Raw genomic sequence first — 20,590 nt, 5'->3', positions numbered from 1 at the left:
CCACCCGCACCTGCGCGTATCGTCCGAGCCCGGCGGTCGACGACTCGTACGGGCAGCCGATCTGGAGCACGTTGAGCGGCCCGGCCGCCAGCACCAACCGCCGCAGGGTGATTCCGGTGGCGGTTTCGGAGGAAGGCACTGCGGAGCAATCGGCCGGACTCATGGTGGAGGGAACGGCATTGGGCATGCGGAACTCCCCGTCAGAGTTTCGAGACATGGGAGGTCTCTCTGTCTCTCTGCCGAGCGTTACAGACGCTGCCCTCACGAGCGAGACTCCAGTTACGCTCCAGACCCACCGGGCCGGACGACACCCACTAGGACAGCAGCCCGGTCAGCGTCCCCGCCAGGGTCAGGGTGAGGAAGGCGGCGCCCCAGGCCGTCGCGTGGCGTATGCAGCGGTACTTGGTCCAGGCGGTGCGGGGGAGGGTCTCCGGCCGGGTCTCGTCTTCGGTGCCCGGTCGGGGCTTCGCGGCCAGGCTCAGGAGGACGAGGGACGGGGCGCAGGCGGCGCAGCCGGTCCATACCAGGAGCTGGGGGATCACGGCGTACTGAGCGGGTGTGATGACGCCGGCGGTGATCGCCACGAGGAGGGCGGTCAGGGTCGCGCCGAGGGTGGCCAGGATCAGTGCGGCGCGGCTGTCGGCCTTCGCGAGTTCCTCGCGGGCCTCGGTCAGGGGTTGCCGGTTCAGTTCGGTTGCGCGCCCGCCTCCGAGCGTGGTCATCGTCCCCTCCCCCTCGCTGATCCGCGGCTTTTCCGAGTACCCGGAATGGGCTGCGCTACGCCGCCCTCACGTGTTCCACGTCTCGTCGTACGGATCGTGCGGTGTGGGCACGGGCTTGGCCCTGGTGACCTCGAGGTAGGGGATCGGGCCGTCGTTGACCGGGTCCTCGGTCCGGCGGGGCGAGTACCTGCCGCTGATCTCCAGCCAGGTGTCCGGGCTGAGGACCGGGGGGAGGTTGCCGGTCAGGGCGATCTTGACCGGCTGGGCGTCCGCCGCACAGCAGTTGAGGCCCATGCGGACCAGGTAGGGGGTGCCCGCGCGGTCCAGCGTGACGAAGCCGGTGATCTTCAGCTCGCGGTCGCGCAGGGAGCGCCCGTCGTCGTAGACCGCGCGTCCGGCGTAGTCGGCCACACCGAGGCGGAGGGGTCCGCCCGCGGGAAGGTCGGCGAAGCCGAAGGGCTTGGTCAGGGCCGTGCCCGTGTGGGACGCGCTGTAGGAGCCGAGGGCCGGCGGTGAGACCAGGATCAGGGCCAGGACGGGGAGGGTGAGGAGCCAGGAGACGCGGGGCTCGTGATGGTGCTGTCGCGCGCCGGCGCGGCGGCGTTCGTACCAGAGCGTCGCCGCCGCCGTCGCGATCAGCACCACGCCCGCGAGCAGGACCAGCGGGCGCAGGCCCGCCTTGACGTAGCGGAGGTAGAGGTCGGTGGTGGCGGCGTGCAGGAGCGTCGCGCCGAGCAGGAACAGGAGGGCCGACTGGGCCGTGCGGTTCACAGCAGGACCGTTCCGGTCAGGGCCGACACGACGACGGCCAGGGCGAAGGTCGCGGGGGCGAAGCGCAGGGCGAAGGCGCGGCCGAAGGTGCCCGCCTGCATCGCGAAGAGCTTCAGGTCGATCATCGGCCCCACGACCAGGAACGTCAGACGGGCCGTCAGGGAGAACTGGGTGAGGGACGCCGCCACGAACGCGTCCGCCTCCGAGCAGATGGACAACAGGACGGCCAGCACCGCGAGGGCCAGCACGGAGAACACCGGGTTCCCGGCCGCCGCGCGCAGCCACTCCGCCGGTACCACCGCCTTCAGCGTGGCCGCGGCCATCGCGCCGGCCACCAGGAAACCGCCCGCGTGCATCACGTCGTGCCGCACCGACCCCCAGAACGCGGCCCCCTTGCCCTGCCCCTCGTACGATGCCCGGTCCGGGACCCGCAGCCAGTCCGTGCGGCCGAGGCGGTGCCAGAGCCAGCCCATCGCGCAGGCCACCAGCAGGCTCGCGACGAAACGGGCCAGGACCATTTCGGGGTTCCCGGGGAAGGCCACGGCCGTCGCCGTCAGCACGATCGGGTTGATGGCCGGTGCGGAGAGGAGGAAGGCCAGGGCGGCGGCGGGTGTGACGCCTCGGCGGACCAGTGCTCCGGCGACCGGCACCGACGCGCACTCGCAGCCCGGCAGGACCGCGCCCGCCGCGCCCGCGACCGGGACCGCGAGGGCCGGGCGATCGGGCAGGGCCCGGGCGAAGAAGGACGGCGGCACGAACACCGCGATCGCCGCCGACAGCAGCACGCCGAGCACCAGGAACGGCAGCGCCTGCACCATGACCGCGACGAACACCGTCATCCAGCTCTGCATCACCGGCGCCGACAGGGCCCCGCGGATCGGGTCCTGGAGCATCACGGCCGTGAGCAGCAGGAGCGTCAGCAGGAGGGGCGAGCTGAGGTGCCGGCCGTCTTCCGGCCCGTTGCCCGAGGCCGGCTTCCCGACCTCGTTCTCGTGGGTCTCGCCGGTTGCCCGCGGGGCGGGTTTCGTGGTGGCCACGGGCCCGGTACCTCCGCTCGTGCGCACGGGCATTGCCTCCCCTTCCATACGGCCGGGCCACGGCGGGCGTTCAGCCACCGTGGTCCCCTTCTGGAACCAGCCGTCCCGGTGAGGCAGTCTTCTCCCTCGTGGGGAGCGTTCCGAACCAAGGTCAGCCAGGTGATCCGGCCACGCACATGATCGTGTGCGGTGACGACGGTCTCGCGCACCGGCTGGCCGCCGAACTCCGTGGTGTCTACGCCGAGCAGGTCACGCTCGTCGTACCACCCTCGGGGAGGCGGGTGCGCCAGCCCGTGGTCGGACGGGCCCGTGCCGCCTCGGCGGCCCTGCTCGACCGGGTCAGCGCGGCCGTCAACCGGTCCGGCGCGAGCGGCGAACCGGCCTCGAACGAGCAGGTCGTGGAGGCCGCCGAGGTCACCGAGGCCGTGCTCACCGAGGTGGGCGCCGACCGGGCGGCCGCGCTGGCGCTCGTCTACGACGACGACGAGACCAACATCCGGGCCGCGCTCACCGCCCGTCGGCTCAACCCCCGCCTTCGCCTCGTACTGCGGCTCTACAACCGGCGGTTGGGGCAGCACATCGAGGAACTGCTCGACCAGACGGCCGCGGTGGCCACCGGGACGGGACCGGGCCCGGCTCTCGACGCGTCGACGACCGTACTGTCCGACGCCGACACGGCCGCGCCCGCGCTGGCCGCCACGGCCCTCGCCGGTACGAGCAAGGTCGTCCAGACGGAAGGGCTGGTGCTGCGTGCGGTGGAGCGGCAGCCGCCGCGGCCGGGCGAGGTGGCCGACCCGGGGCTGTGCACCCTGGCGTTGCTGTCCGCGACGAGCAACGACCCGGCCGGTGCGGACGGTTCGGAGGGCAGCGGGGAGCACGGGCCGCACCTGCTGCCGGACGAGGCGGCGGTGGCGTCGGCGACCGGGCGCGGGACCGTGGTCCTGGAGCAGGTGTCGTACTCCGGGCCGTCCCTTCCCGCCGGGCGGGGCGGTGTGCCGCCGTTCGCCTCGCTGTTCTCGCGGCGGCTGCGGTGGTCGCTGGCCGGGCTGGTGGGGTGTGTGCTCGCGCTCGCCGTCGCGTTGATGATCGTGACCGATGAGCATCCCCTGTACGCCACGTACGTCACGCTCCTCGACCTCTTCGGCATCAACGATCCCGCGTTCCACGAGTCGACCGGGGAACAGGTGCTGCAACTGCTGTCCGGGCTGGTCGGGTTGCTGCTGCTGCCGGTGCTGCTGGCCGCGGTGCTGGAAGCACTCGGCACGTTCCGCAGCGCCTCGGCGCTGCGGAAGCCGCCGCGGGGGCTCGGCGGGCATGTGGTGCTGCTCGGGCTCGGCAAGATCGGGACGCGGGTGCTGACGCGGCTGCGGGAGCTGCACATTCCGGTGGTGTGCGTGGAGTCCGATCCGGACGCCCGGGGGATGGCCACGGCGCGGCGGCTGCGGGTGCCGGTGGTGCTCGGGGATGTCACGCAGGAGGGGGTGCTGGAGGCCGCGAAGATCCACCGCGCGCATGCGCTGCTGGCGCTGACCAGTGCGGACACGACGAATCTGGAGGCGTCGCTGTACGCCCGGTCCGTGCGGCCCGATCTGCGGGTCGTGCTGCGGCTGTACGACGACGACTTCGCGACGGCCGTGTACCGCACACTGCGGGCCGCGCATCCGCTCGCCCTGACGCGGAGCCGGAGTGTGTCGCATCTGGCCGCGCCCGCGTTCGCCGGAGCGATGATGGGGCGGCAGATCCTGGGGGCGATTCCGGTGGAGCGGCGGGTGCTGCTGTTCGCGGAGGTGGATGTGGCCGGGCATCCCCAGTTGGAGGGGCGGACCGTGGCGGAGGCGTTCCGGGCCGGGGCCTGGCGGGTGCTGGCGCTCAATACGTCACCTCCCCGTGGGCGGCGGGGAGAGGGCGACACCTCGGGCGAGGAGCGGGTGCCGGCTTCGGGGCTGGTGTGGGATCTGCCTCCTACGTATGTGCTCGGCGCAGCGGACCGGGTGGTACTGGCCGCTACCCGGCGGGGGTTGGCGGAGCTGCTGGGGCGGAGGCGGCGGGAGCGGGCGGGGACGTGAACGCCGGTTCGCTGGGCGGCTCGGCGTCACGAGGCACCCGGCGCTGTGCTGCTGCCGGCTCGGGTGCGCAACCCGGCGCAGCGTGAAACCGCCCGCGCCCACCCTCCCGCGGATCGACGCCCCAAGGGGCGCGGGGAACTGCGCGATCAGCCACGACGCAGCCGCAGCCGCAGCCGCCACACCACCCCAGCCCCCCGAGCTACTGGGCGTTCCTCCTCCCCTTCAGGTACCTCTCCGCGAACTCCAGCTCCAGCCTCACCTGCTTGATCCGTTCGTCCACCACCAGGGAGCCGTGGCCCGCGTCGTAGCGGTAGACCTCGTGGACCGCGCCCCTCGCCTCCAGGCGCTTGACGTAGTTCTCGATCTGGCGGATCGGGCAGCGCGGGTCGTTGACGCCGGCCGAGATGTAGACCGGGGCCTTGACCCGGTCGACGTAGGTGAGGGGGGACGAGGCCTCGAAGCGGTCGGGGACCTCCTCGGGGGTGCCGCCCAGGAGCGTGCGGTCCATCGCCTTCAGCGCTTCCATCTCGTCGTGGTACGCCGTGACGTAGTCGGCGACGGGGACCGCCGCGATGCCGAGGGTCCACGCGTCGGGCTGGACGCCGAGGCCGAGGAGGGTGAGGTAGCCGCCCCAGGAGCCGCCGGTGAGGACGAGGCGGTCGGGGTCGGCGAGGCCGGAGCCGACGGCCCATGCGCGGACCGCGGCGATGTCCTCCAGCTCGATGAGGCCGACGCGGTGCTTCAGGGCGTCCGTCCAGGCACGGCCGTAACCCGTTGAGCCGCGGTAGTTGACACGGATCACCGCGTAGCCGTGGTCGACCCAGGCCGCGGGGCCCGCCGCGAAGGAGTCGCTGTCGTGCCAGGTGGGGCCGCCGTGGATGTCGAAGACCGTGGGAAGCGGGCCGGTGCTGCCCTGCGGCTTCTGCACGAGGGCGTGGATGCGGCCTCCCGGGCCCTCCACCCACACGTCCTCCACGGGCACCGAGCCGGGCGACTTCATGCCGGGCGGGTCGAGCACGACACCGCCCGTCGTGGAGCGGACCGCCGACGGCTCGGCCGCCGAGGACCACATGTACTCCACGCTGCCGTCGGGCCGGGCCGTCGCGCCGGAGACCGTGCCGGGCGGGGTGGGGATCTCCGTGAGGGCGCGGCCGGCCAGGTCGTAGCGGAACAGCTCGCTGCGGGCCTCGAAGCTGTGCGCGATGAGCAGGCCGCTGCCGTCCGGGTACCACTCGGCGCTGACGTCGCCGGGCAGCTCCAGCGCCAGGTCCGTCTCCTCGCCGGTGGCCACGTCCCACACCAGGGGCTCCCAGCGGCCGCGGCGCTGGTGGCCGATGAGCAGGCGCGTGTCGCCGTCGACGGGGGCGAAGCCGAGGACCTCCAGGCCCAGCTCGCGGGTGCCGCCCTCGGTGTCGTCGAGGTCGGCGACCGCCGTGCCGTCGGGGCGCAGGACGCGCAGCGCCGAGTGCATCGCGTCGCCGTGCTCGGTGTGCTCGACGGCGATGAGCGAGCCGTCGTGGGAGAGGTCGCCGACACCGGCCGACTCGCGGTGGCGGTAGATCTCCACCGGGTCCTCGCCGGTGCGCACGAGGTGGATGGTCGTGCCGTCCTCGTCCGTGGAGCGGCCCACGACCGCCGTACGCCCGTCGCGGCCGAGGGCGAGGCCCGCCGGGTAGGAGGCCTCCAGGCCGGCCGCGGCCGGTTCGTCGGCGCCTCCCTCGAAGGGCTGGCGGCGCCACACGCCGAACTCGTCGCCGTCCTTGTCGTCGAACCACCAGATCCACGCGCCGTCCGGGGACAGCACGCCGTCCGTCGTGCCGTTCGGCCGGTCCGTCACCTGGCGCTGCTCGCCCGTCGACCGGTCCCAGGCGTACAGCTCGTACGTCCCGGTCGCGTTCGAGACGAACAGGGAGCGGTCCGGCGCGTCGTCCGCCCAGTCGGGCAAGGACACCCGGGGCGCCCGAAAGCGCTTCTCCCAGTCCGGCATCCGCTCCTGCTGTCCCGCCTGTACCGCTTGCTCGTGCTGGTCCCGCGCCTCGGGCCCGTTGCTCTCAGTCATGGCCCCATAGTGCCCGCCCCGGCCGACAATCCGCTGACGAGGCCCCCAGCCTGTGGATAACCTCCACCGGTCCCCCTCCGAGCAGGTCAGGAGTCGCACCCGCCTCCGGTCCGGTCAGGACCCCTCGCGCGACGTCGAGCCCGCCGATTTCGGTGATGTCGGGCAACCGCTCTCTGCCGCACCCGCAGTGCCGCATCGGCCTCGACACCCCGTCCTGGGCCGGACATCGTGTACACCGGCGGCGGCGTGCTGTGCCGGCTGCCCGGCCTCGGGCACTGGCCCGGGGTGGTACGCGGCCGAGGACGCCGAGTTGCCCCCAAGGGCTGACAGCACGCGGCTTCCCCGCCGTCCGGAACCGGCCGAGGGGCCCGCGCCGTTGCCGACCCCGCGGGCCGGGGCTGCCCGGCAGCCCCGTACCGTGGGGGTGTGTACCGGTTTCTGCTGACGCCCCGATGGTGGGGGATCAACGTCTTCGTGCTGTTGTCCATCCCCTTCTGCATCTTCATGGGGTCCTGGCAGCTGGGCCGGTTCGAGGACCGTGTGCAGGACCATCGCACCGCGACCGAGCAGGTCTCCGAGGCCCGGCACGAGGCACCCAGGCCACTCGCTGACATGCTCCCGGTGGACAAGGCGACGTCCGGGAAGCTCGTCACCGCGACCGGGCGCTACGGCAAGCAGCTGCTGGTGCCCGGGCGGGAGCTCGACGGCAAGCAGGGCTGCTACGTGCTGACGCTGCTGCGGACCGGCTCGGGTGAGGCGCTGCCGGTGGTCCGGGGGTGGCTGCCCGGTGCCGCCGACGCGGTGAAGGTCCCTGCCCCGCCGGCCGGTGAGGTCACGATCACCGGGGCGTTGCAGGCGTCGGAGACGCCGGGGGACAACGGGGTCAGCGCGCAGGGCGGGCTGCCGGCCGGCCAGACCTCGGCGATCAGCGCGGCGTCGTTGGTGAATCTGGTGCCGTACGACGTGTACGACGCGTGGGTCACGCTGACGAAGGCCGACTCCGGGATGAAGGCGGTTCCGGCTGCCGCCCCGCCGGACTCGGGGCTGGATCTGAAGGCGTTCCAGAACCTGGGTTACACCGCCGAGTGGTTCGCCTTCGTGGGGTTCGTGATCTTCATGTGGTTCCGGTTGCTGCGGCGTGAGGTGGAGTTCGCGCGCGACGCGGAGCTGGGGCTGGCCGCGGATGAGGAGCCTGTCGCTGTGGACGCCGCGGTGAAGTGAGCGGCGCCTTCGCCCGGGCCCGTCGGGTCCGCGGCCCAGGGCGGGCCGTACCCCTGGCTACGCCCCCGCCAGCACTCCCGTCCAGTACACCGTCCCCGCGCACGCGTTGGGCACCGTCACCGAGCTCGCGCCCGAGCCCGTGGCCGGGGTGTACGTCACTGCCACGCTGCCGTCGACCGTGCCGTCCTCCGTGGCCAGCTGGGGGGTCGTGCCCGTGTCGCCGCCGGTGGAGGTGCCGGCCGTGGTCGTCGGTTCCTCCGACGGCGTCGGGTCCGGGCTGGGGTCGGGGCCGCCGACGCTGCCGCCGGGGGTGGGGCAGGTCTCGGAGGGGACCCAGGCGAACTTCACGTCGTAGCCGATGCCCGGCTGGAGCACCAGCTGGGCGGCCTCGAGGGACGGATCGGGCAGGATTCCGGCCGCCGCGTCCCCGGCGGTGTGCCGGGCCGAACCGACCTTGCTGATGTCGGCCGCGCCCTGCGGCAGCGCGCTCACCGAACCGGGGCCGGTGACCGTACAGGCCGCTCCGGAGACGTTGGTGACGCGGAAGGAGCCGGAGACCGCGCCCGTGGAGTCGGGGGCGTTGCTGCTTCCGGAGGCGGGGCCGAGCTGGGCCGGGGTGCACGCCGGGATGCCGGCGGCGGTGGTGGCGGAGGGGTCGGCGCCCTGGGAGACGCCGGTGGAGGCGCCGGATCCCTTGTCCTCGTCCTTCTCCTTCTTGTCGCCCTTCTCCTTGCCCTCGGTCTTGCCGGAGGAGCCGCCCGCGGTGCTCTCGCCGCCGTCCGGGCCCTTGCCCTCGCTCGCGCCGCCCTGGGTTTCCGAGGTGTGGCCGATGGCGGCCGGGTTGGCCTCGGAGCCGGTGGCGTTGGAGACGTGTACGAGGGCGGGGACGGCGGTGCCGATGAAGAGGGCGGCGGCCGCCATGCCGACGACGGCCTGCCGCTTGCGGGCCCGCCGCTGGGGCACCGCCTTCCGCAGATAGTCCAGGGTGCCGTCGCGCGGTTCCACCTCCTGCACCACTTGGTGCAGCATCGTGCGCAGGTCCAGCTCGTCCGAGTCGAACCCGTCGGGGCTCTGGTCGTCGGGGCCGTGGTTCACAGTTCCGTTCCCAGCGTGCGATTGCTTCGGATCTTGCCCGTGCAGCCTTGTCGGCTCGTGCCACTCGAAGGGCTCGTGCCGGTCGCGCCCGTCACGGCGCGCCCCGTCTCCGTCACTCATGCCGGCGCCTCCATGGCCAGCCTGAGCGCCGCGATACCGCGCGAGCCGTACGCCTTGACCGAGCCCAGGGATATCCCGAGCGTCTCGGCGACCTGCGCCTCGGTCATGTCCGCGAAGTAGCGCAGCACCAGCACCTCGCGCTGGCGGCGCTGCAGGCCCTTCATCGCCTTGATGAGGGAGTCGCGCTCCAGCTGGTCGTAGGCACCTTCCTCGGCGCTGGCCATGTCGGGCATGGGCTTCGACAGCAGCTTCAGGCCGAGTATGCGGCGGCGCAGCGCCGAGCGCGAGAGGTTGACGACGGTCTGGCGCAGGTACGCCAGCGTCTTCTCGGGGTCGCGGACCCGCTTGCGGGCGGAGTGGACACGGATGAAGGCCTCCTGGACGACGTCCTCGCAGGAGGCGGTGTCGTCGAGGAGGAGCGCGGCGAGACCCAGCAGTGAGCGGTAGTGCGCCCGGTAGGTCTCGGTGAGGTGATCGACGGTGGTGCCGGCCGCTACGCCGTCCTCCGCGCCATCGCGCTGGTTGGGTATGCGGGCCGGCCGCGCTGCGGGCACGGGCGCGATCACCGGCATGCCACCGGGCGTACCGGGCATGCGGGGTCGGAGAGCCGCCGGACGGGGCGGTCGAAGGACCGTGCCGCGTGCCGCGCTGAAATCGAGTACCTCTGCCACGCCTGTTGGACACGCTGACCCCCGTGAGGGTTGTACGTGCCGGGCATCACTTTCACGCCGACCGTCGCCGTCGGCGGTCTACCCGCGTCAGGCAGCACAACCGATGGTGCATTAAATGCCCTCATGCGTCCCGCTCTTCCCCTATGTCCAGATGTGAACGGACGTCCCCACGTCCGGTTCCAGGCGTCCCCACGCCTGATGAAGCGCTCCCACGGCCGAAGGGCGACCGCAAAGACGCTCCCCGCCCTCCGCACGGTTGCGGAGGGCGGGGAGATAAATCCTCTGATGCCGAAGCGCCGTGGACAAGTGATCCGGACCATCGACCGGCTCACATGTCGTCCGTAGATCCTACAAACCGCCTATGACATCGGCCGGGGGTTTCCGGCGCCGCGAAACTTCACGAAAACCGGGGCGGCCACCGGTTCAGGTCAGCTCGGCCGCGACCAGCTCGGCGATCTGCGCCGTGTTGAGCGCGGAACCCTTGCGCAGATTGTCCCCGCACACGAACAGTTCGAGCGCCGTGGGGTCGTCCAGCGCCCGCCGGACCCGCCCGACCCAGGTCGGGTCGGTGCCGACCACGTCGGCGGGGGTCGGGAACTCCCCCGCGGCCGGGTTGTCGAACAGCACGACGCCGGGCGCTGTGGCGAGGATCTCGCGTGCCTTGTCGACGGTGACCTCGCCCTCGAAGCGGGCGTGCACGGTCAGGGAGTGCGTGGTGATCACCGGCACTCGGACACAGGTGACGGCCACGGGAAGCCGGGGCAGGCCGAGGATCTTGCGGGACTCGTCCCGGACCTTCAGCTCCTCCGACGACCAGCCGTCCTCACGCGCCGTACCGGCCCACGGCACGACGTTCAGGGCGACCGGCTCCGGGAACGGCCCGGTGTGGTCTCCGACGGCCCGGCGGACGTCACCGGGGTTCGTGCCCAGCTCCGTTCCGGCGACCAGGGACAGCTGCTGCCGCAGGGTCTCCACGCCGGCGCGCCCGGCACCGCTGACGGCCTGGTACGAGGAGGCGACCAGCTCGCGCAGCCCGAACTCGGCGTGCAGCGCGCCCAGGGCCACGATCATGGAGAGCGTCGTGCAGCTGGGGTTGGCGATGATCCCGCGCGGGCGCATCCGTACGGCGTGCGAGTTGACCTCGGGCACGACGAGCGGCACGTCCGGGTCCATCCGGAACGCACCGGAGTTGTCGACGACCACCGCGCCCTTGGCGGCGGCCAGGGGCGCCCATCGCTCGGCGATCTCGTCGGGGACGTCGAACATGGCGACGTCGACCCCGTCGAAGGCCTCCTCGGTGAGCGCCACCACCTCGGTCTCCTCGCCGCGCACGGCCAGCTTGCGGCCGGCCGAGCGCGGGGAGGCGATCAGCCGGATCTCGCCCCAGATGTCCGCCCGCTGGGACAGGATCCGGAGCATGACCGTGCCGACGGCTCCGGTCGCCCCCACCACGGCAAGCGTCGGACGCCCGGACCGTCCGGTCCGGGCGTCCTGTCGGAGGTCGGCCATCAGCGGCCGGTGCCTCCGTAGACGACGGCTTCGTCGCTGTCGGAGTCGAGTCCGAACGCGGAGTGCACGGCCCGGACGGCCTCGGGCACGTCGTCGGCGCGGGTGACGACCGAGATGCGGATCTCCGAGGTCGAGATCAGCTCGATGTTCACGCCCGCGTCGGACAGGGCCGTGAAGAAGTCGGCCGTGACGCCCGGGTTGGTCTTCATGCCGGCGCCGACGAGGGAGATCTTGCCGATCTGGTCGTCGTAGCGCAGCGAGTCGAAGCCGATGCCGGCCTTGTTCTTCTCCAGCGCGTCGATGGCCTTGCGGCCCTCGGTCTTCGGCAGCGTGAAGGAGATGTCCGTCAGGCCCGTGGAGGCGGCGGACACGTTCTGCACGACCATGTCGATGTTGATCTCGGCGTCGGCGATCGTGCGGAAGATCGAGGCCGCCTCGCCCGGCTTGTCCGGCACGCCGACGACCGTGACCTTGGCCTCGGAGGTGTCGTGCGCGACACCGGAGATGAGAGCCTGCTCCACCTGCTTGTCCCCTTGCGTAATCGGCTCGCTGCTGACCCACGTGCCCTGAAGTCCGCTGAAGCTGGACCGGACGTGGATCGGGATGTTGTACCGGCGGGCGTACTCCACACAGCGGTGGAGCAGCACCTTCGACCCGGACGCCGCCAGTTCGAGCATGTCCTCGAAGGAGATCCAGTCGATCTTCCGGGCCTTCTTGACCACACGCGGGTCGGCGGTGAACACACCGTCGACGTCGGTGTAGATCTCGCAGACGTCGGCGTCGAGGGCGGCGGCGAGGGCCACCGCCGTGGTGTCGGAGCCGCCGCGGCCGAGCGTGGTGATGTCCTTGGTGTCCTGGCTGACACCCTGGAAACCGGCCACGATCGCGATGTTGCCCTCGTCCACCGAGGTCTTGATCCGGCCCGGCGTGACGTCGATGATCCGGGCCTTGTTGTGGACCGAGTCGGTGATGACACCCGCCTGGCTGCCGGTGAACGACTGGGCCTCGTGGCCCAGCTTTTTGATCGCCATGGCCAGCAGGGCCATGGAGATCCGCTCTCCGGCGGTCAGCAGCATGTCGAGCTCGCGCCCGGCAGGCATCGGGGAAACCTGCTCGGCGAGATCGATCAGCTCGTCCGTCGTGTCGCCCATCGCGGAAACGACGGCAACCACCTGGTTGCCGTTCTGCTTCGCTTCCACGATCCGCTTGGCGACGCGCTTGATGCCCTCGGCATCGGCTACGGAGGAGCCTCCGTACTTCTGCACGACAAGGCCCACGTGCGCTCCTCGCTCAATCCGTCTCTGTCCGCTCATACGCATTCGTACCGCGGTCGGCTCAGTCTAACGAGCGTCCGAAAAACCCCTCCGCGATATCGCATGGTGAGATCTCGGCCCGCCCGTCCAGAGTCGCTCATGCCCATCTGGGCACAGGCCACGCGAGAAAGTGCCCGGCGTCACAGTCGACCCCCACGAGTTCCCGATCAGACAACTTTCAAGCATTAGGGTGCGGATGTGCGCGTACTCCTGGTGGAAGACGATGAATCGGTCGCCGAGTCCCTGCGCCGTGGCCTGAGGCGCTACGGCTTCGAGGTCGAGTGGGTCACCACGGGCGAGGCGGCCCTGCGGCACGAGGGCCCCTACGAGGTCGTCCTGCTGGATCTCGGTCTGCCCGACACCGACGGCCTGGACGTCTGCAAGGCGCTGCGCGAGCGCGGCGACGTGCCGATCATCGTGATCAGCGCCCGCAGCGACGAGACGGACCGGGTGGTCGGCCTGGAGCTCGGCGCGGACGACTACGTCTCCAAGCCGTTCGGTGTCCGGGAGGTCATCGCGCGGATCAGGGCGGTCATGCGCCGCATGCAGCCCCGCACCCCCGCGGACACGCCTGCCGCGGGCCCCGACCGCTACGGCACGCGCCTGACCGTCGACCGCAAGGCGGCCCGGGTGCGCCTGGACGGCGAGGAGGTCGCCCTCGCGCCCAAGGAGTACGACCTGCTGGCCTTCCTCACCGAGGAGCCCGGGGCGCTGATGTCGCGCGAGCAGATCATGGAAGCGGTCTGGGACGCGAACTGGTTCGGGCCGACGAAGACGCTGGACGTGCACGTGGCGGCGCTGCGGCGCAAGCTCGCGGGGGCGATCACCATCGAGGCGGTGCGCGGGGTCGGCTTCCGGCTGGAGATCACCGGGGACACCGACGCGGGCGGGAGCGGCGGCGCCTCATGATCCGCCAGCTCGTCCGCAGCTACGTCCTGCTCGTCGCGGTCGCCATCGCCCTGTTCACCGTGCCGGTGGCGTTCACGCTCACGGGCCAGCTGCGCGATGACACCAGGTCGGCCGTCATGCGCGAGGCCGATGCCATGGCCCTGCTGCTGGGCGACGGCCGGGCCGCCTCCTGCCAGGCACTGGAGGAGATGGCCAAGGCCTACGACGACGAGATCCAGGTGACCCGCACCGCGAGCTGCCCGGCGGACCTGCCGCGGCCGACGGCGGACGCGGCGCTCACCCGGGCCCTGAAGGACGGCAGGCCCACCACCGACTGGGGCTCCTCCTTCATCTGGGGCCCCGAGCTTGTGATCACCGTGCCCGCCCGCGCGGCCGGCACGGACCGGGTCGTCGGCGCCGTACGGGTCGTGTACTCGACCGGCGAGATGACCAGCCGCCTGTGGCGGATCTGGGGCTTCCGCGCGGTCCTCGCCGTGCTCGTCCTCGGGGTGGCCGCGCTGCTCGGCGTCGCGGTGGCCCGGCGCCTCACCCGGCCGCTGCGCCAGCTCAACGACATGGCCAGCAGGTTCAGCGACGGCGATCTGACCGCCCGCTCCCCCGTGACGGGCCCGCCGGAGACCCAGACCCTGGCGCGCACCCTCAACCAGGGCGCCGAACGCCTGGACACCCTGATCGCGGCCCAGCGCATCTTCGTCGCGGACGCCTCCCACCAGCTGCGCACCCCCCTCACGGCGTTGCGGCTGTCCCTGGACAACATCGCGGACGGGGTGGACGACGAGTTCGTACGGGAGGACGTGGAGCAGGCGACGGCGGAGGTCGTCCGGATGAGCCGGCTGGTCAGCGGGCTGCTGGTGCTGGCCCGGGCCGAGGCGAAGGTGACGGCGGCCGAGCCGCTCCCGCTGATGGACATCGTGCGGGAGCGGCTCGCCGTGTGGAGGCCGGCCGCCGACGAACGCGGAGTCACCATCGCGCTCGGGGGGAGTGCCGACGGCCGGCTGTCTGTGCTGGCCAGTCCCGGTCATCTGGACCAGATGCTGGACAACGTGCTCTCCAACGCCCTGGAGGTCTCGCCCGACGGCGGGACGATCACCGTGCGGGTGGATCCCAGAGGCGATGTGGTGGGGGTGTCGGTCCTGGACGAGGGGCCCGGCATGTCGGACGCCGAGAAGTCCCGTGCCTTCGACCGCTTCTGGCGGGGCCAGGGCCTGACCGGGAAGTCCGGCTCCGGCCTCGGTCTCGCCGTCGTCAAACAGCTGGCGACGGACGACGGCGGGACCGTGGCGCTGACGGACGCTCCGGATGGCGGCCTGTGCGTGACGATCACGCTACGGGCGTCCCACCGGGGCGGCGGCTGACCCGGCTCAGCCCTGCGGCATCTTCGAGGAGTGGTGGTTCACGATCAGCCACGTGCCGTTCGGCTGCTTCTCGTAGGCGTAGGTGTAGCGGGCCTTGACGGTGCTCTTCTCGCCCGTGTCGTGGTCGGTGAGCGCGAACTCGTACACGCCGGTGTCGATGACGGTGTCGCGGTCGAGGACGTTGACGACGGACTCGATCTTCGTGCCCTTCGGCTTGCTCTGCAGGAAGTGCTCGAAGTAGTCGACGATGGCGGCTCTGTCCGTGCGGACCTGGTTGGAGACGGTCGGCAGCAGGACGGCGTCCTTCGCGTACAGGTCGGCGACCTTCTTCGGGTCACCGGTCTGCAGCGCGGCGTTCCACTGGTCGAACAGCCCGAGCACCTGCGCCTTGGTCGCCGGCTTGGCCTGCTTCCCGGACGTGCTCCCGGCGTCGGCTCCGGCGACCCCGGCACCGAGGGCGAAGGTGCCGGCGGCCAGGACTGCGGTGGCGGTGGCGACGGCTATGCGTCGGCGGGCGGGGCGACGGTTCATGACATCTCCGGTGAGATCGTGGGGAGTCGGCTTGCCTCCGCGTTCTGTGCGGTGGAAGTGACTCCAGCCTCGCGTCTCACCGGTTAGGGGCCGTGCAGCCCGCGTACAGGGGCCGTACAAGGAGCCTCCAAATCACGCTGCGTGGCCGGGAGCCGGGCGCTACCGTCGGCCCATGGAGATATTGCGCTACGTGGCGTTCAGCACGGATCCCGAGGGGGGCAACCCCGCGGGGGTGGTGCTCGACGCGAGCGGCGCCGACGACGCGGTGATGCTGGCGACGGCGGCCGAACTGGGCTATTCGGAGACGGCGTTCGCGGTGGAGTCCGGCGACGGCTCCCTGGACGTCCGGTACTTCAGCCCGCTCGCCGAGGTGCCGTTCTGCGGCCACGCGACGATCGCCACGGCCGTCGCCCACGCGGAGCGGCACGGCACCGGGCGGCTGCTGCTGCGCACCGCGGCGGGCCCGGTCACCGTCACCACGGACCGGACGGCGGACGGCACACTCGTGGCGACCCTGGTGAGCGTCGCCCCGCGCACCGCCCCGCTCGAGGAGGCCGATCTCGCCGAACTGCTGGCGATCCTGGGCTGGTCCGCCGGGGACCTGGACCCGGCCCTGCCGCCCCGTGTGGCCTTCGCCGGGGCCTGGCACCCGGTCGTCGCCGCCGCGACCCGGGACCGGCTGACGGACCTGGACTACGACATGGCCGCGCTCACCGCCCTCATGGCCCGCAGGGACTGGACCACGATCGACCTCGTCCAACGGGAGTCACCCACCGTCTTCCACGCCCGCAACCCGTTCCCGCCCGGCGGTGTGGTCGAGGACCCGGCGACGGGAGCGGCGGCGGCCGCGTTCGGCGGTTACCTGCGCGAGCTCGGCCTCGTCACCACCCCCGCCGAGCTCACCATCCACCAGGGCGTGGACATGGGCCGCCCGAGCACGATCATCGTGACGGTACCGGCGGGGGACACGGGAATCGGCGTGACGGGGACGGCCGTACGCCTCTGACCACCGAAAGCCTCCCCAGCAATACGAGTTGAACGCCCCCTTCTGAGGGGCGCGTTGCCCTACGCTGAAATGCTCGCGCACATCGCTGTCGGGGGAGGCGACCATGATCGTGCAGTGGTGCATCAAAGGGCTGTCGCTGCCGGGTGGCGACGAGGCTCGTGCGCTCATCGACGGACAGGCCGGGATCTCCAGCCGCTGGATGCTGAAGTACGGCCGGGTCTCGCTGTCCGAGTTCGCGGCCAAGCTCACCGAGCAGAACCTGGACCGGCACGTCAATCACTTCGAGAGACGGGACCCGGCCACCGGTCTGCCGTTTTGCGAGGAGAGCCCGTTCATTTCCCTCTCGTGCGGGACGGTGGAGCGGGACGCGGTGGCGAAGACCAACTTCGTCCACACCGCCCGCCACACCGCGCTGTGGTTCGGCACCCAGTTCGGCACTCAGCGGGAGGCCTACCTGTACACCTGCTGGGTGCTGTTGGCGCCACGTTCGGCCGTGTCGGTGCCCGGGGTCGCCGAGGAGGTCCGGGACCTGAACACCTACCGCAGGTATTCGCCGTTCCAGACCGAGGGCGAAGTGACGGCCAAGGTCTACGTGCCCGCGACGCAGGTGCGCGGCTGCGAGAAGTGGACCTGGGACCGCGCGGGGGGAGTGCTCCGGAAGGAGTGGGAGTACCTCAATCCCCACTTCACGGAGCCCGAGGCGCTGAGCAATGTCCGGGATCTGGTCTGAGATGACGTTTCCGCAGTCGGATCCCTCGCCCCTGCGCGCCCTGCAACTGTCCTCCGGACAGGTCGAGATGGCCGCCGACTTCCACGAGGCCTACGCTCGCCTCGTCCTTGCGGAAGCGGAGTCGGAATCGGCCGGAAGGCCGAGCAGGAGTGCCCTGGTCGAGGCCGCCTCGGCCTACCGGCTGGCCGGCCAGTGGCGCCTGCTGGTCGATCCGGACGGGGCCCGTCTGCAGACGCTCCCGGTGGCAGCCCAACTGTTCACCAGGGCCGGTCTCGCGTTCGGCGCGTTCCTCCAGGCCTCGCTGGTACCCGAGAACGTCACACCCAGGGATGTCACACGCGAGGATGTCGAGCCGTCCCCCCTCGCCCAGTGGACTCGACGACTCCTGAACGGCGCTGGGAGACGCGAGCCAGACCGCCTTCTGGACCATCCGCAGCAGCAGGTCTATCTGCTGCTGGCATGCGCCTCGCTGGCCGGCCGCGACTCGGATGCCAGGGCCGCACTCACTCGATTCGCCACCGAGTCGCCCCACCGAGTGGGCGTGGTCCCGGTGGGCTCCCTGGCCATGCCCGTTCGGATGTTCTGGGGACTGGCCCTGGACCTTATGGAGGCGGACGACGACCGCTCGGCGCGGTCCTACGTCGCCACGCTGGCCGAGCTGTCCCGGGCGTACGCCAAGTCGATCGATCTTGCCATGGCGAACGAGCTGACGTGGTTCAAGGCGGCGGCCCCCGTCGATGTCGCGGACTTGGACGTGATCGGGGCGATGGCGATGGGGGCACGGCGGTTCGGCGTGCTCAGGATGCGCCGACTGCTGACGGAGTTCATCGGTGAACTGCCGGCCCTCGCCAGAGTGCCCCTGAGCATCGGGTTGCGGGTGGCGGGGCCACCAGGGCCGGACCTCGGCCCTCCTCGCGACCCCTCGTTGTAACGCCTGCGGAAGGATGACATGAAGGAAGCGAGCGCCTTGATCGGGGCCCTCACCGGTCTCGCCTGGCCGCTGTTCGCCTCGGTCGTGGTCTGGCGGTTGTTCCCCGTGATCAAGAACATCGCGGGCAGGGGCAACTTCACCGTCCGCATGGGGGACGCCGAGCTGACCGTGCAGCAGTTCTCCGACAAGCTGGTGGAGGCCACTGCGGACATCCAGCAGCGGCTCACGGCCGTCAGCGCGAGCGAGGGGCAGGAGGAGCCGTCCGAGCAGACCGAGCGGCCGCCCGGTGTGCTGCGCAGAGTGCTGTGGGTGGACGACCAGCCGGCAAACAACGCCTATGAGACCGCCCAACTCCAGTCACTGGGGGTGGAGGTGGTGCACGCCACGTCGACCGGGGAGGGCGTCCGTGCGCTGCACAAGGCACGGCCCCCCTTCGACGCCGTGATCTCGGACATGGGCCGGAGCGAACCCGCCGGATACAACACGGACGCCGGACTGGACCTCATCCGCGAGATCCGGAGCTTCGACGACACGACACCGGTGTTCGTCTACGCGAGCACCAAGACCCTGGCGAGGAAGGAGGAGATCGCCACCGCGGGCGGCAACGGGGTGGCGTGGTCACCGGTGAAGCTCTTCGATCTGCTGCACGACGCGGGCGAGTTCCCGGGAGCGGCCGACGGGTAACTGCCGCCGTACGGGGCCGCGGTGTGTTCTTCCGAGCCCCGACCCGGCCCGCCGGACGGCTACTTGACCTCGCGCAGCCCCAGCGGCCCGGCGATCTCCTCCACCATCACCCGGCCCGCCTCGATCTCCAGCGTGTCGTCGCCCATCCCCTGGTCCGTGTCCAGTCCGTCGAGTTCGGCCAGGGGCTGGTCGAGGCGGACGTGGGCGAGGACCGACTGGAGGGCGCGGAGGGTGGCCGAGGCGGTGGAGCCCCAGTTGGAGAAGTAGGAGAACTGCCACCACCACAGGGCCTCCGTGGTGCGGCCGGCCCGGTAGTGGGCCATGCCGTGGCGCAGGTCCGTGATCACGTCCGTGAGGTCGTCGGAGATGCGGGCCGGGACCGGGGCCTTGCGCGGCTCGTAGGGGTCGAAGACCTCGGAGTAGACGTCGACGGGGTCCAGCAGGCGGGCCAGGTTCTCACGGAGTTCGTCGACGTCCGCGTCCGGGCCCGTGTCGGGCTCGTAGCGCTCGTCGGGGACGATGTCCTCGTGGGCGCCGAGGCGGCCGCCGGCCAGCAGGAGCTGGGAGACCTCCAGGAGGAGGAAGGGCACGGCCGATTCCGGCTCGTCGCCCTTCGCGACCTCCGTGACGGCGACCAGGAAGCTCTCGACCTGGTCCGCGATCTGGACCGCGAAATCGTCCGGGTTCTGGTCGGTCGCGTGCAGCGTGGCGTCAGACATCTAGGAGTCGTCTCCCCTCGAAGGCGCGTCCGAGCGTGACCTCGTCCGCGTATTCCAGGTCGCCACCCACCGGGAGGCCGCTGGCCAGGCGGGTGACCTTCAGGCCCATGGGCTTGATCATGCGGGCGAGGTACGTCGCTGTCGCCTCGCCCTCCAGGTTCGGGTCCGTGGCGAGGATCAGCTCGGTGACCGTGCCGTCGGCGAGACGGGCCAGCAGTTCCCTGATGCGCAGGTCGTCGGGACCCACCCCGTCGATGGGGCTGATCGCGCCGCCCAGGACGTGGTAGCGGCCCCGGAACTCACGCGTGCGCTCGATCGCCACGACGTCCTTCGGCTCCTCGACCACGCAGATGACGGCCGGGTCGCGGCGGGTGTCGCGGCAGATGTTGCACAGCTCCTCCTGCGCGACGTTGCCGCAGGCCGCGCAGAAGCGGACCTTCGCCTTGACCTCCATCAGCGCCTGCGCGAGACGCCGGACGTCCGTCGGCTCGGCCTGGAGGATGTGGAAGGCGATCCGCTGGGCGCTCTTCGGACCGACGCCGGGCAGTCGCCCCAGCTCGTCGATCAGGTCCTGGACCACGCCTTCGTACAACGGACTGCCCTTCCTGGGTCTTCGGGGTCGGTACGCACCCACCCGTACGTACCGTAGTTGTCAGCCGCCTCTCCGAGGAAGGCGGTGCGCGGGGTCAGAACGGCAGGCCGGGGATGCCGCCGCCGCCGAGGCCCTGCGCGAGGGGGCCCAGCTTCTGCTGCTGGAGCGCCTGCGCGTTCTCGTTGGCCGCCTGGACGGCCGCCACGACCAGGTCGGCGAGGGTCTCGGTGTCCTCCGGGTCCACCGCCTTCGGGTCGATCTTCAGGGCGCGCAGCTCGCCGGCGCCGGTGACGGTGGCCGTCACCAGACCGCCGCCCGCCTGCCCGTCGACCTCCGTCTGCGCCAGTTCCTCCTGCGCCCGCGCCAGGTCCTGTTGCATCTTCTGGGCCTGCTGGAGCAGCTGCTGCATATTGGGCTGGCCACCACCGGGGATCACGATCAGCTCCTTGCTCGGTACGGGTTTTCCCGTTCGGCACGAGCCTACGTGGTCGGGGCAGCCGTCGCCCCAGCACTCTTTCGAGTGAGTCCCCCTCGCGCCCTATACCTGAT

Annotated in this window: 20 protein-coding genes; 8 read left to right on the top strand and 12 right to left on the bottom strand. The window is 71.5% G+C overall.

What is annotated here, in order from left to right; translation table 11 throughout:
* Nucleotides 1–314 precede the first annotated feature (314 nt).
* The 3 genes from ACIRDU_RS14370 to ACIRDU_RS14360 form a co-directional block, all read right to left on the bottom strand.
* Nucleotides 315–722 carry a hypothetical protein gene (locus ACIRDU_RS14370; protein WP_403578595.1) on the bottom strand — a complete coding sequence of 136 codons (408 nt, stop codon included), beginning with the start codon at nucleotides 720–722 and terminating at the stop codon, nucleotides 315–317.
* A 66-nt stretch (nucleotides 723–788) separates the two neighbouring features.
* The gene (locus ACIRDU_RS14365) at nucleotides 789–1,493 is read right to left on the bottom strand and encodes a TIGR03943 family putative permease subunit (RefSeq protein WP_403578592.1); all 705 of its coding nucleotides are present in this window, start codon (nucleotides 1,491–1,493) and stop codon (nucleotides 789–791) included.
* The gene (locus ACIRDU_RS14360) at nucleotides 1,490–2,530 is read right to left on the bottom strand and encodes a permease (RefSeq protein WP_403578589.1); all 1,041 of its coding nucleotides are present in this window, start codon (nucleotides 2,528–2,530) and stop codon (nucleotides 1,490–1,492) included. The genes ACIRDU_RS14365 and ACIRDU_RS14360 overlap by 4 nt, the downstream gene beginning before the upstream one ends.
* Before the next feature lie 176 nt (nucleotides 2,531–2,706).
* On the opposite strand from ACIRDU_RS14360, the gene ACIRDU_RS14355 reads away from it, so the two are divergent.
* Complete coding sequence (locus tag ACIRDU_RS14355) at nucleotides 2,707–4,596, top strand: NAD-binding protein (RefSeq protein ID WP_403578586.1); 1,890 nt, start codon at nucleotides 2,707–2,709, stop codon at nucleotides 4,594–4,596.
* A gap of 199 nt (nucleotides 4,597–4,795) precedes the next feature.
* Here the strand turns inward: ACIRDU_RS14355 and ACIRDU_RS14350 are convergent, their stop codons facing one another.
* The gene (locus ACIRDU_RS14350; RefSeq protein ID WP_403578583.1) at nucleotides 4,796–6,655 is read right to left on the bottom strand and encodes a prolyl oligopeptidase family serine peptidase; all 1,860 of its coding nucleotides are present in this window, start codon (nucleotides 6,653–6,655) and stop codon (nucleotides 4,796–4,798) included.
* A gap of 426 nt (nucleotides 6,656–7,081) precedes the next feature.
* Between ACIRDU_RS14350 and ACIRDU_RS14345 the strand changes: the two genes are divergently transcribed.
* Complete coding sequence (locus ACIRDU_RS14345) at nucleotides 7,082–7,876, top strand: SURF1 family protein (RefSeq protein WP_403578580.1); 795 nt, start codon at nucleotides 7,082–7,084, stop codon at nucleotides 7,874–7,876.
* A 57-nt stretch (nucleotides 7,877–7,933) separates the two neighbouring features.
* Here ACIRDU_RS14345 and ACIRDU_RS14340 read toward each other — a convergent pair whose 3' ends face one another.
* The 4 genes from ACIRDU_RS14340 to ACIRDU_RS14325 all read right to left on the bottom strand — a co-directional run bounded on the left by ACIRDU_RS14340 (nucleotide 7,934) and on the right by ACIRDU_RS14325 (nucleotide 12,548).
* A complete protein-coding gene (locus ACIRDU_RS14340; protein ID WP_403578577.1) occupies nucleotides 7,934–8,971 on the bottom strand; it encodes a hypothetical protein in 1,038 nt (345 codons plus the stop codon).
* Nucleotides 8,972–9,087: 116 nt separating this feature from the next.
* Nucleotides 9,088–9,663: a SigE family RNA polymerase sigma factor gene (locus ACIRDU_RS14335; protein ID WP_010032008.1), complete on the bottom strand. Its 576-nt coding sequence runs from the start codon at nucleotides 9,661–9,663 to the stop codon at nucleotides 9,088–9,090.
* Nucleotides 9,664–10,185: 522 nt separating this feature from the next.
* Nucleotides 10,186–11,271 (bottom strand): aspartate-semialdehyde dehydrogenase, encoded by a 1,086-nt coding sequence (locus tag ACIRDU_RS14330; RefSeq protein ID WP_403578573.1) that lies wholly within the window; start codon nucleotides 11,269–11,271, stop codon nucleotides 10,186–10,188.
* The gene (locus ACIRDU_RS14325; protein WP_031140483.1) at nucleotides 11,271–12,548 is read right to left on the bottom strand and encodes an aspartate kinase; all 1,278 of its coding nucleotides are present in this window, start codon (nucleotides 12,546–12,548) and stop codon (nucleotides 11,271–11,273) included. The genes ACIRDU_RS14330 and ACIRDU_RS14325 overlap by 1 nt, the downstream gene beginning before the upstream one ends.
* A 234-nt stretch (nucleotides 12,549–12,782) precedes the next feature.
* On the opposite strand from ACIRDU_RS14325, the gene ACIRDU_RS14320 reads away from it, so the two are divergent.
* Both ACIRDU_RS14320 and ACIRDU_RS14315 read left to right on the top strand, forming a co-directional pair.
* A complete protein-coding gene (locus ACIRDU_RS14320; protein ID WP_403578570.1) occupies nucleotides 12,783–13,493 on the top strand; it encodes a response regulator transcription factor in 711 nt (236 codons plus the stop codon).
* The gene (locus ACIRDU_RS14315; RefSeq protein WP_403578567.1) at nucleotides 13,490–14,848 is read left to right on the top strand and encodes a sensor histidine kinase; all 1,359 of its coding nucleotides are present in this window, start codon (nucleotides 13,490–13,492) and stop codon (nucleotides 14,846–14,848) included. The genes ACIRDU_RS14320 and ACIRDU_RS14315 overlap by 4 nt, the downstream gene beginning before the upstream one ends.
* Nucleotides 14,849–14,854: 6 nt before the next feature.
* Here ACIRDU_RS14315 and ACIRDU_RS14310 read toward each other — a convergent pair whose 3' ends face one another.
* Entirely contained in the window at nucleotides 14,855–15,379 is a 525-nt protein-coding gene (locus ACIRDU_RS14310; RefSeq protein WP_403578564.1) for an SgcJ/EcaC family oxidoreductase, read from the bottom strand.
* A gap of 172 nt (nucleotides 15,380–15,551) precedes the next feature.
* Between ACIRDU_RS14310 and ACIRDU_RS14305 the strand changes: the two genes are divergently transcribed.
* The 4 genes from ACIRDU_RS14305 (at nucleotide 15,552) to ACIRDU_RS14290 (ending at nucleotide 18,730) form a co-directional block, all read left to right on the top strand.
* Nucleotides 15,552–16,385: a PhzF family phenazine biosynthesis protein gene (locus ACIRDU_RS14305; protein ID WP_403578561.1), complete on the top strand. Its 834-nt coding sequence runs from the start codon at nucleotides 15,552–15,554 to the stop codon at nucleotides 16,383–16,385.
* Between the two features lie 103 nt (nucleotides 16,386–16,488).
* Complete coding sequence (locus tag ACIRDU_RS14300) at nucleotides 16,489–17,115, top strand: hypothetical protein (protein WP_403578558.1); 627 nt, start codon at nucleotides 16,489–16,491, stop codon at nucleotides 17,113–17,115.
* Between the two features lies 1 nt (nucleotide 17,116).
* A complete protein-coding gene (locus ACIRDU_RS14295; RefSeq protein WP_403578555.1) occupies nucleotides 17,117–18,046 on the top strand; it encodes a hypothetical protein in 930 nt (309 codons plus the stop codon).
* Nucleotides 18,047–18,064: 18 nt separating this feature from the next.
* The gene (locus ACIRDU_RS14290; protein WP_403578552.1) at nucleotides 18,065–18,730 is read left to right on the top strand and encodes a response regulator; all 666 of its coding nucleotides are present in this window, start codon (nucleotides 18,065–18,067) and stop codon (nucleotides 18,728–18,730) included.
* Between the two features lie 59 nt (nucleotides 18,731–18,789).
* Here the strand turns inward: ACIRDU_RS14290 and ACIRDU_RS14285 are convergent, their stop codons facing one another.
* The 3 genes from ACIRDU_RS14285 to ACIRDU_RS14275 all read right to left on the bottom strand — a co-directional run bounded on the left by ACIRDU_RS14285 (nucleotide 18,790) and on the right by ACIRDU_RS14275 (nucleotide 20,477).
* On the bottom strand, nucleotides 18,790–19,449 hold the full coding sequence (locus ACIRDU_RS14285; protein WP_403578549.1) for a DUF5063 domain-containing protein: 660 nt from the start codon (nucleotides 19,447–19,449) through the stop codon (nucleotides 18,790–18,792).
* Nucleotides 19,442–20,041 (bottom strand): recombination mediator RecR, encoded by a 600-nt coding sequence (gene recR, locus ACIRDU_RS14280; protein ID WP_333932126.1) that lies wholly within the window; start codon nucleotides 20,039–20,041, stop codon nucleotides 19,442–19,444. The genes ACIRDU_RS14285 and recR overlap by 8 nt, the downstream gene beginning before the upstream one ends.
* A gap of 94 nt (nucleotides 20,042–20,135) precedes the next feature.
* Nucleotides 20,136–20,477, bottom strand: a complete 342-nt coding sequence (locus tag ACIRDU_RS14275; protein ID WP_114254461.1) for a YbaB/EbfC family nucleoid-associated protein — start codon at nucleotides 20,475–20,477, stop codon at nucleotides 20,136–20,138.
* Nucleotides 20,478–20,590 lie beyond the last annotated feature (113 nt).

The sequence above is a fragment of the Streptomyces sp. NPDC093598 genome (assembly GCF_044764825.1).
In the GTDB taxonomy this organism is placed as follows: Bacteria; Actinomycetota; Actinomycetes; order Streptomycetales; family Streptomycetaceae; genus Streptomyces.
The sequence above is the reverse complement of the archived record's forward strand: the minus strand, read 5'-3'. Positions and strand labels throughout refer to the sequence as shown.

Excerpts from the sequence above, each read along its gene's own strand:
- ACIRDU_RS14330 (WP_403578573.1), bottom strand. The coding sequence starts at position 11,271 with ATGGCCGACCTCCGACAGGACGCCCGGACCGGACGGTCCGGGCGTCCG.
- ACIRDU_RS14305 (WP_403578561.1), top strand. The coding sequence starts at position 15,552 with ATGGAGATATTGCGCTACGTGGCGTTCAGCACGGATCCCGAGGGGGGC.
- ACIRDU_RS14285 (WP_403578549.1), bottom strand. The coding sequence starts at position 19,449 with ATGTCTGACGCCACGCTGCACGCGACCGACCAGAACCCGGACGATTTC.
- ACIRDU_RS14335 (WP_010032008.1), bottom strand. The coding sequence starts at position 9,663 with ATGCCGGTGATCGCGCCCGTGCCCGCAGCGCGGCCGGCCCGCATACCC.
- ACIRDU_RS14290 (WP_403578552.1), top strand. The coding sequence starts at position 18,065 with ATGAAGGAAGCGAGCGCCTTGATCGGGGCCCTCACCGGTCTCGCCTGG.
- ACIRDU_RS14300 (WP_403578558.1), top strand. The coding sequence starts at position 16,489 with ATGATCGTGCAGTGGTGCATCAAAGGGCTGTCGCTGCCGGGTGGCGAC.
- ACIRDU_RS14310 (WP_403578564.1), bottom strand. The coding sequence starts at position 15,379 with ATGAACCGTCGCCCCGCCCGCCGACGCATAGCCGTCGCCACCGCCACC.
- ACIRDU_RS14295 (WP_403578555.1), top strand. The coding sequence starts at position 17,117 with ATGACGTTTCCGCAGTCGGATCCCTCGCCCCTGCGCGCCCTGCAACTG.
- ACIRDU_RS14355 (WP_403578586.1), top strand. The coding sequence starts at position 2,707 with ATGATCGTGTGCGGTGACGACGGTCTCGCGCACCGGCTGGCCGCCGAA.
- ACIRDU_RS14370 (WP_403578595.1), bottom strand. The coding sequence starts at position 722 with ATGACCACGCTCGGAGGCGGGCGCGCAACCGAACTGAACCGGCAACCC.
- ACIRDU_RS14350 (WP_403578583.1), bottom strand. The coding sequence starts at position 6,655 with ATGACTGAGAGCAACGGGCCCGAGGCGCGGGACCAGCACGAGCAAGCG.
- ACIRDU_RS14315 (WP_403578567.1), top strand. The coding sequence starts at position 13,490 with ATGATCCGCCAGCTCGTCCGCAGCTACGTCCTGCTCGTCGCGGTCGCC.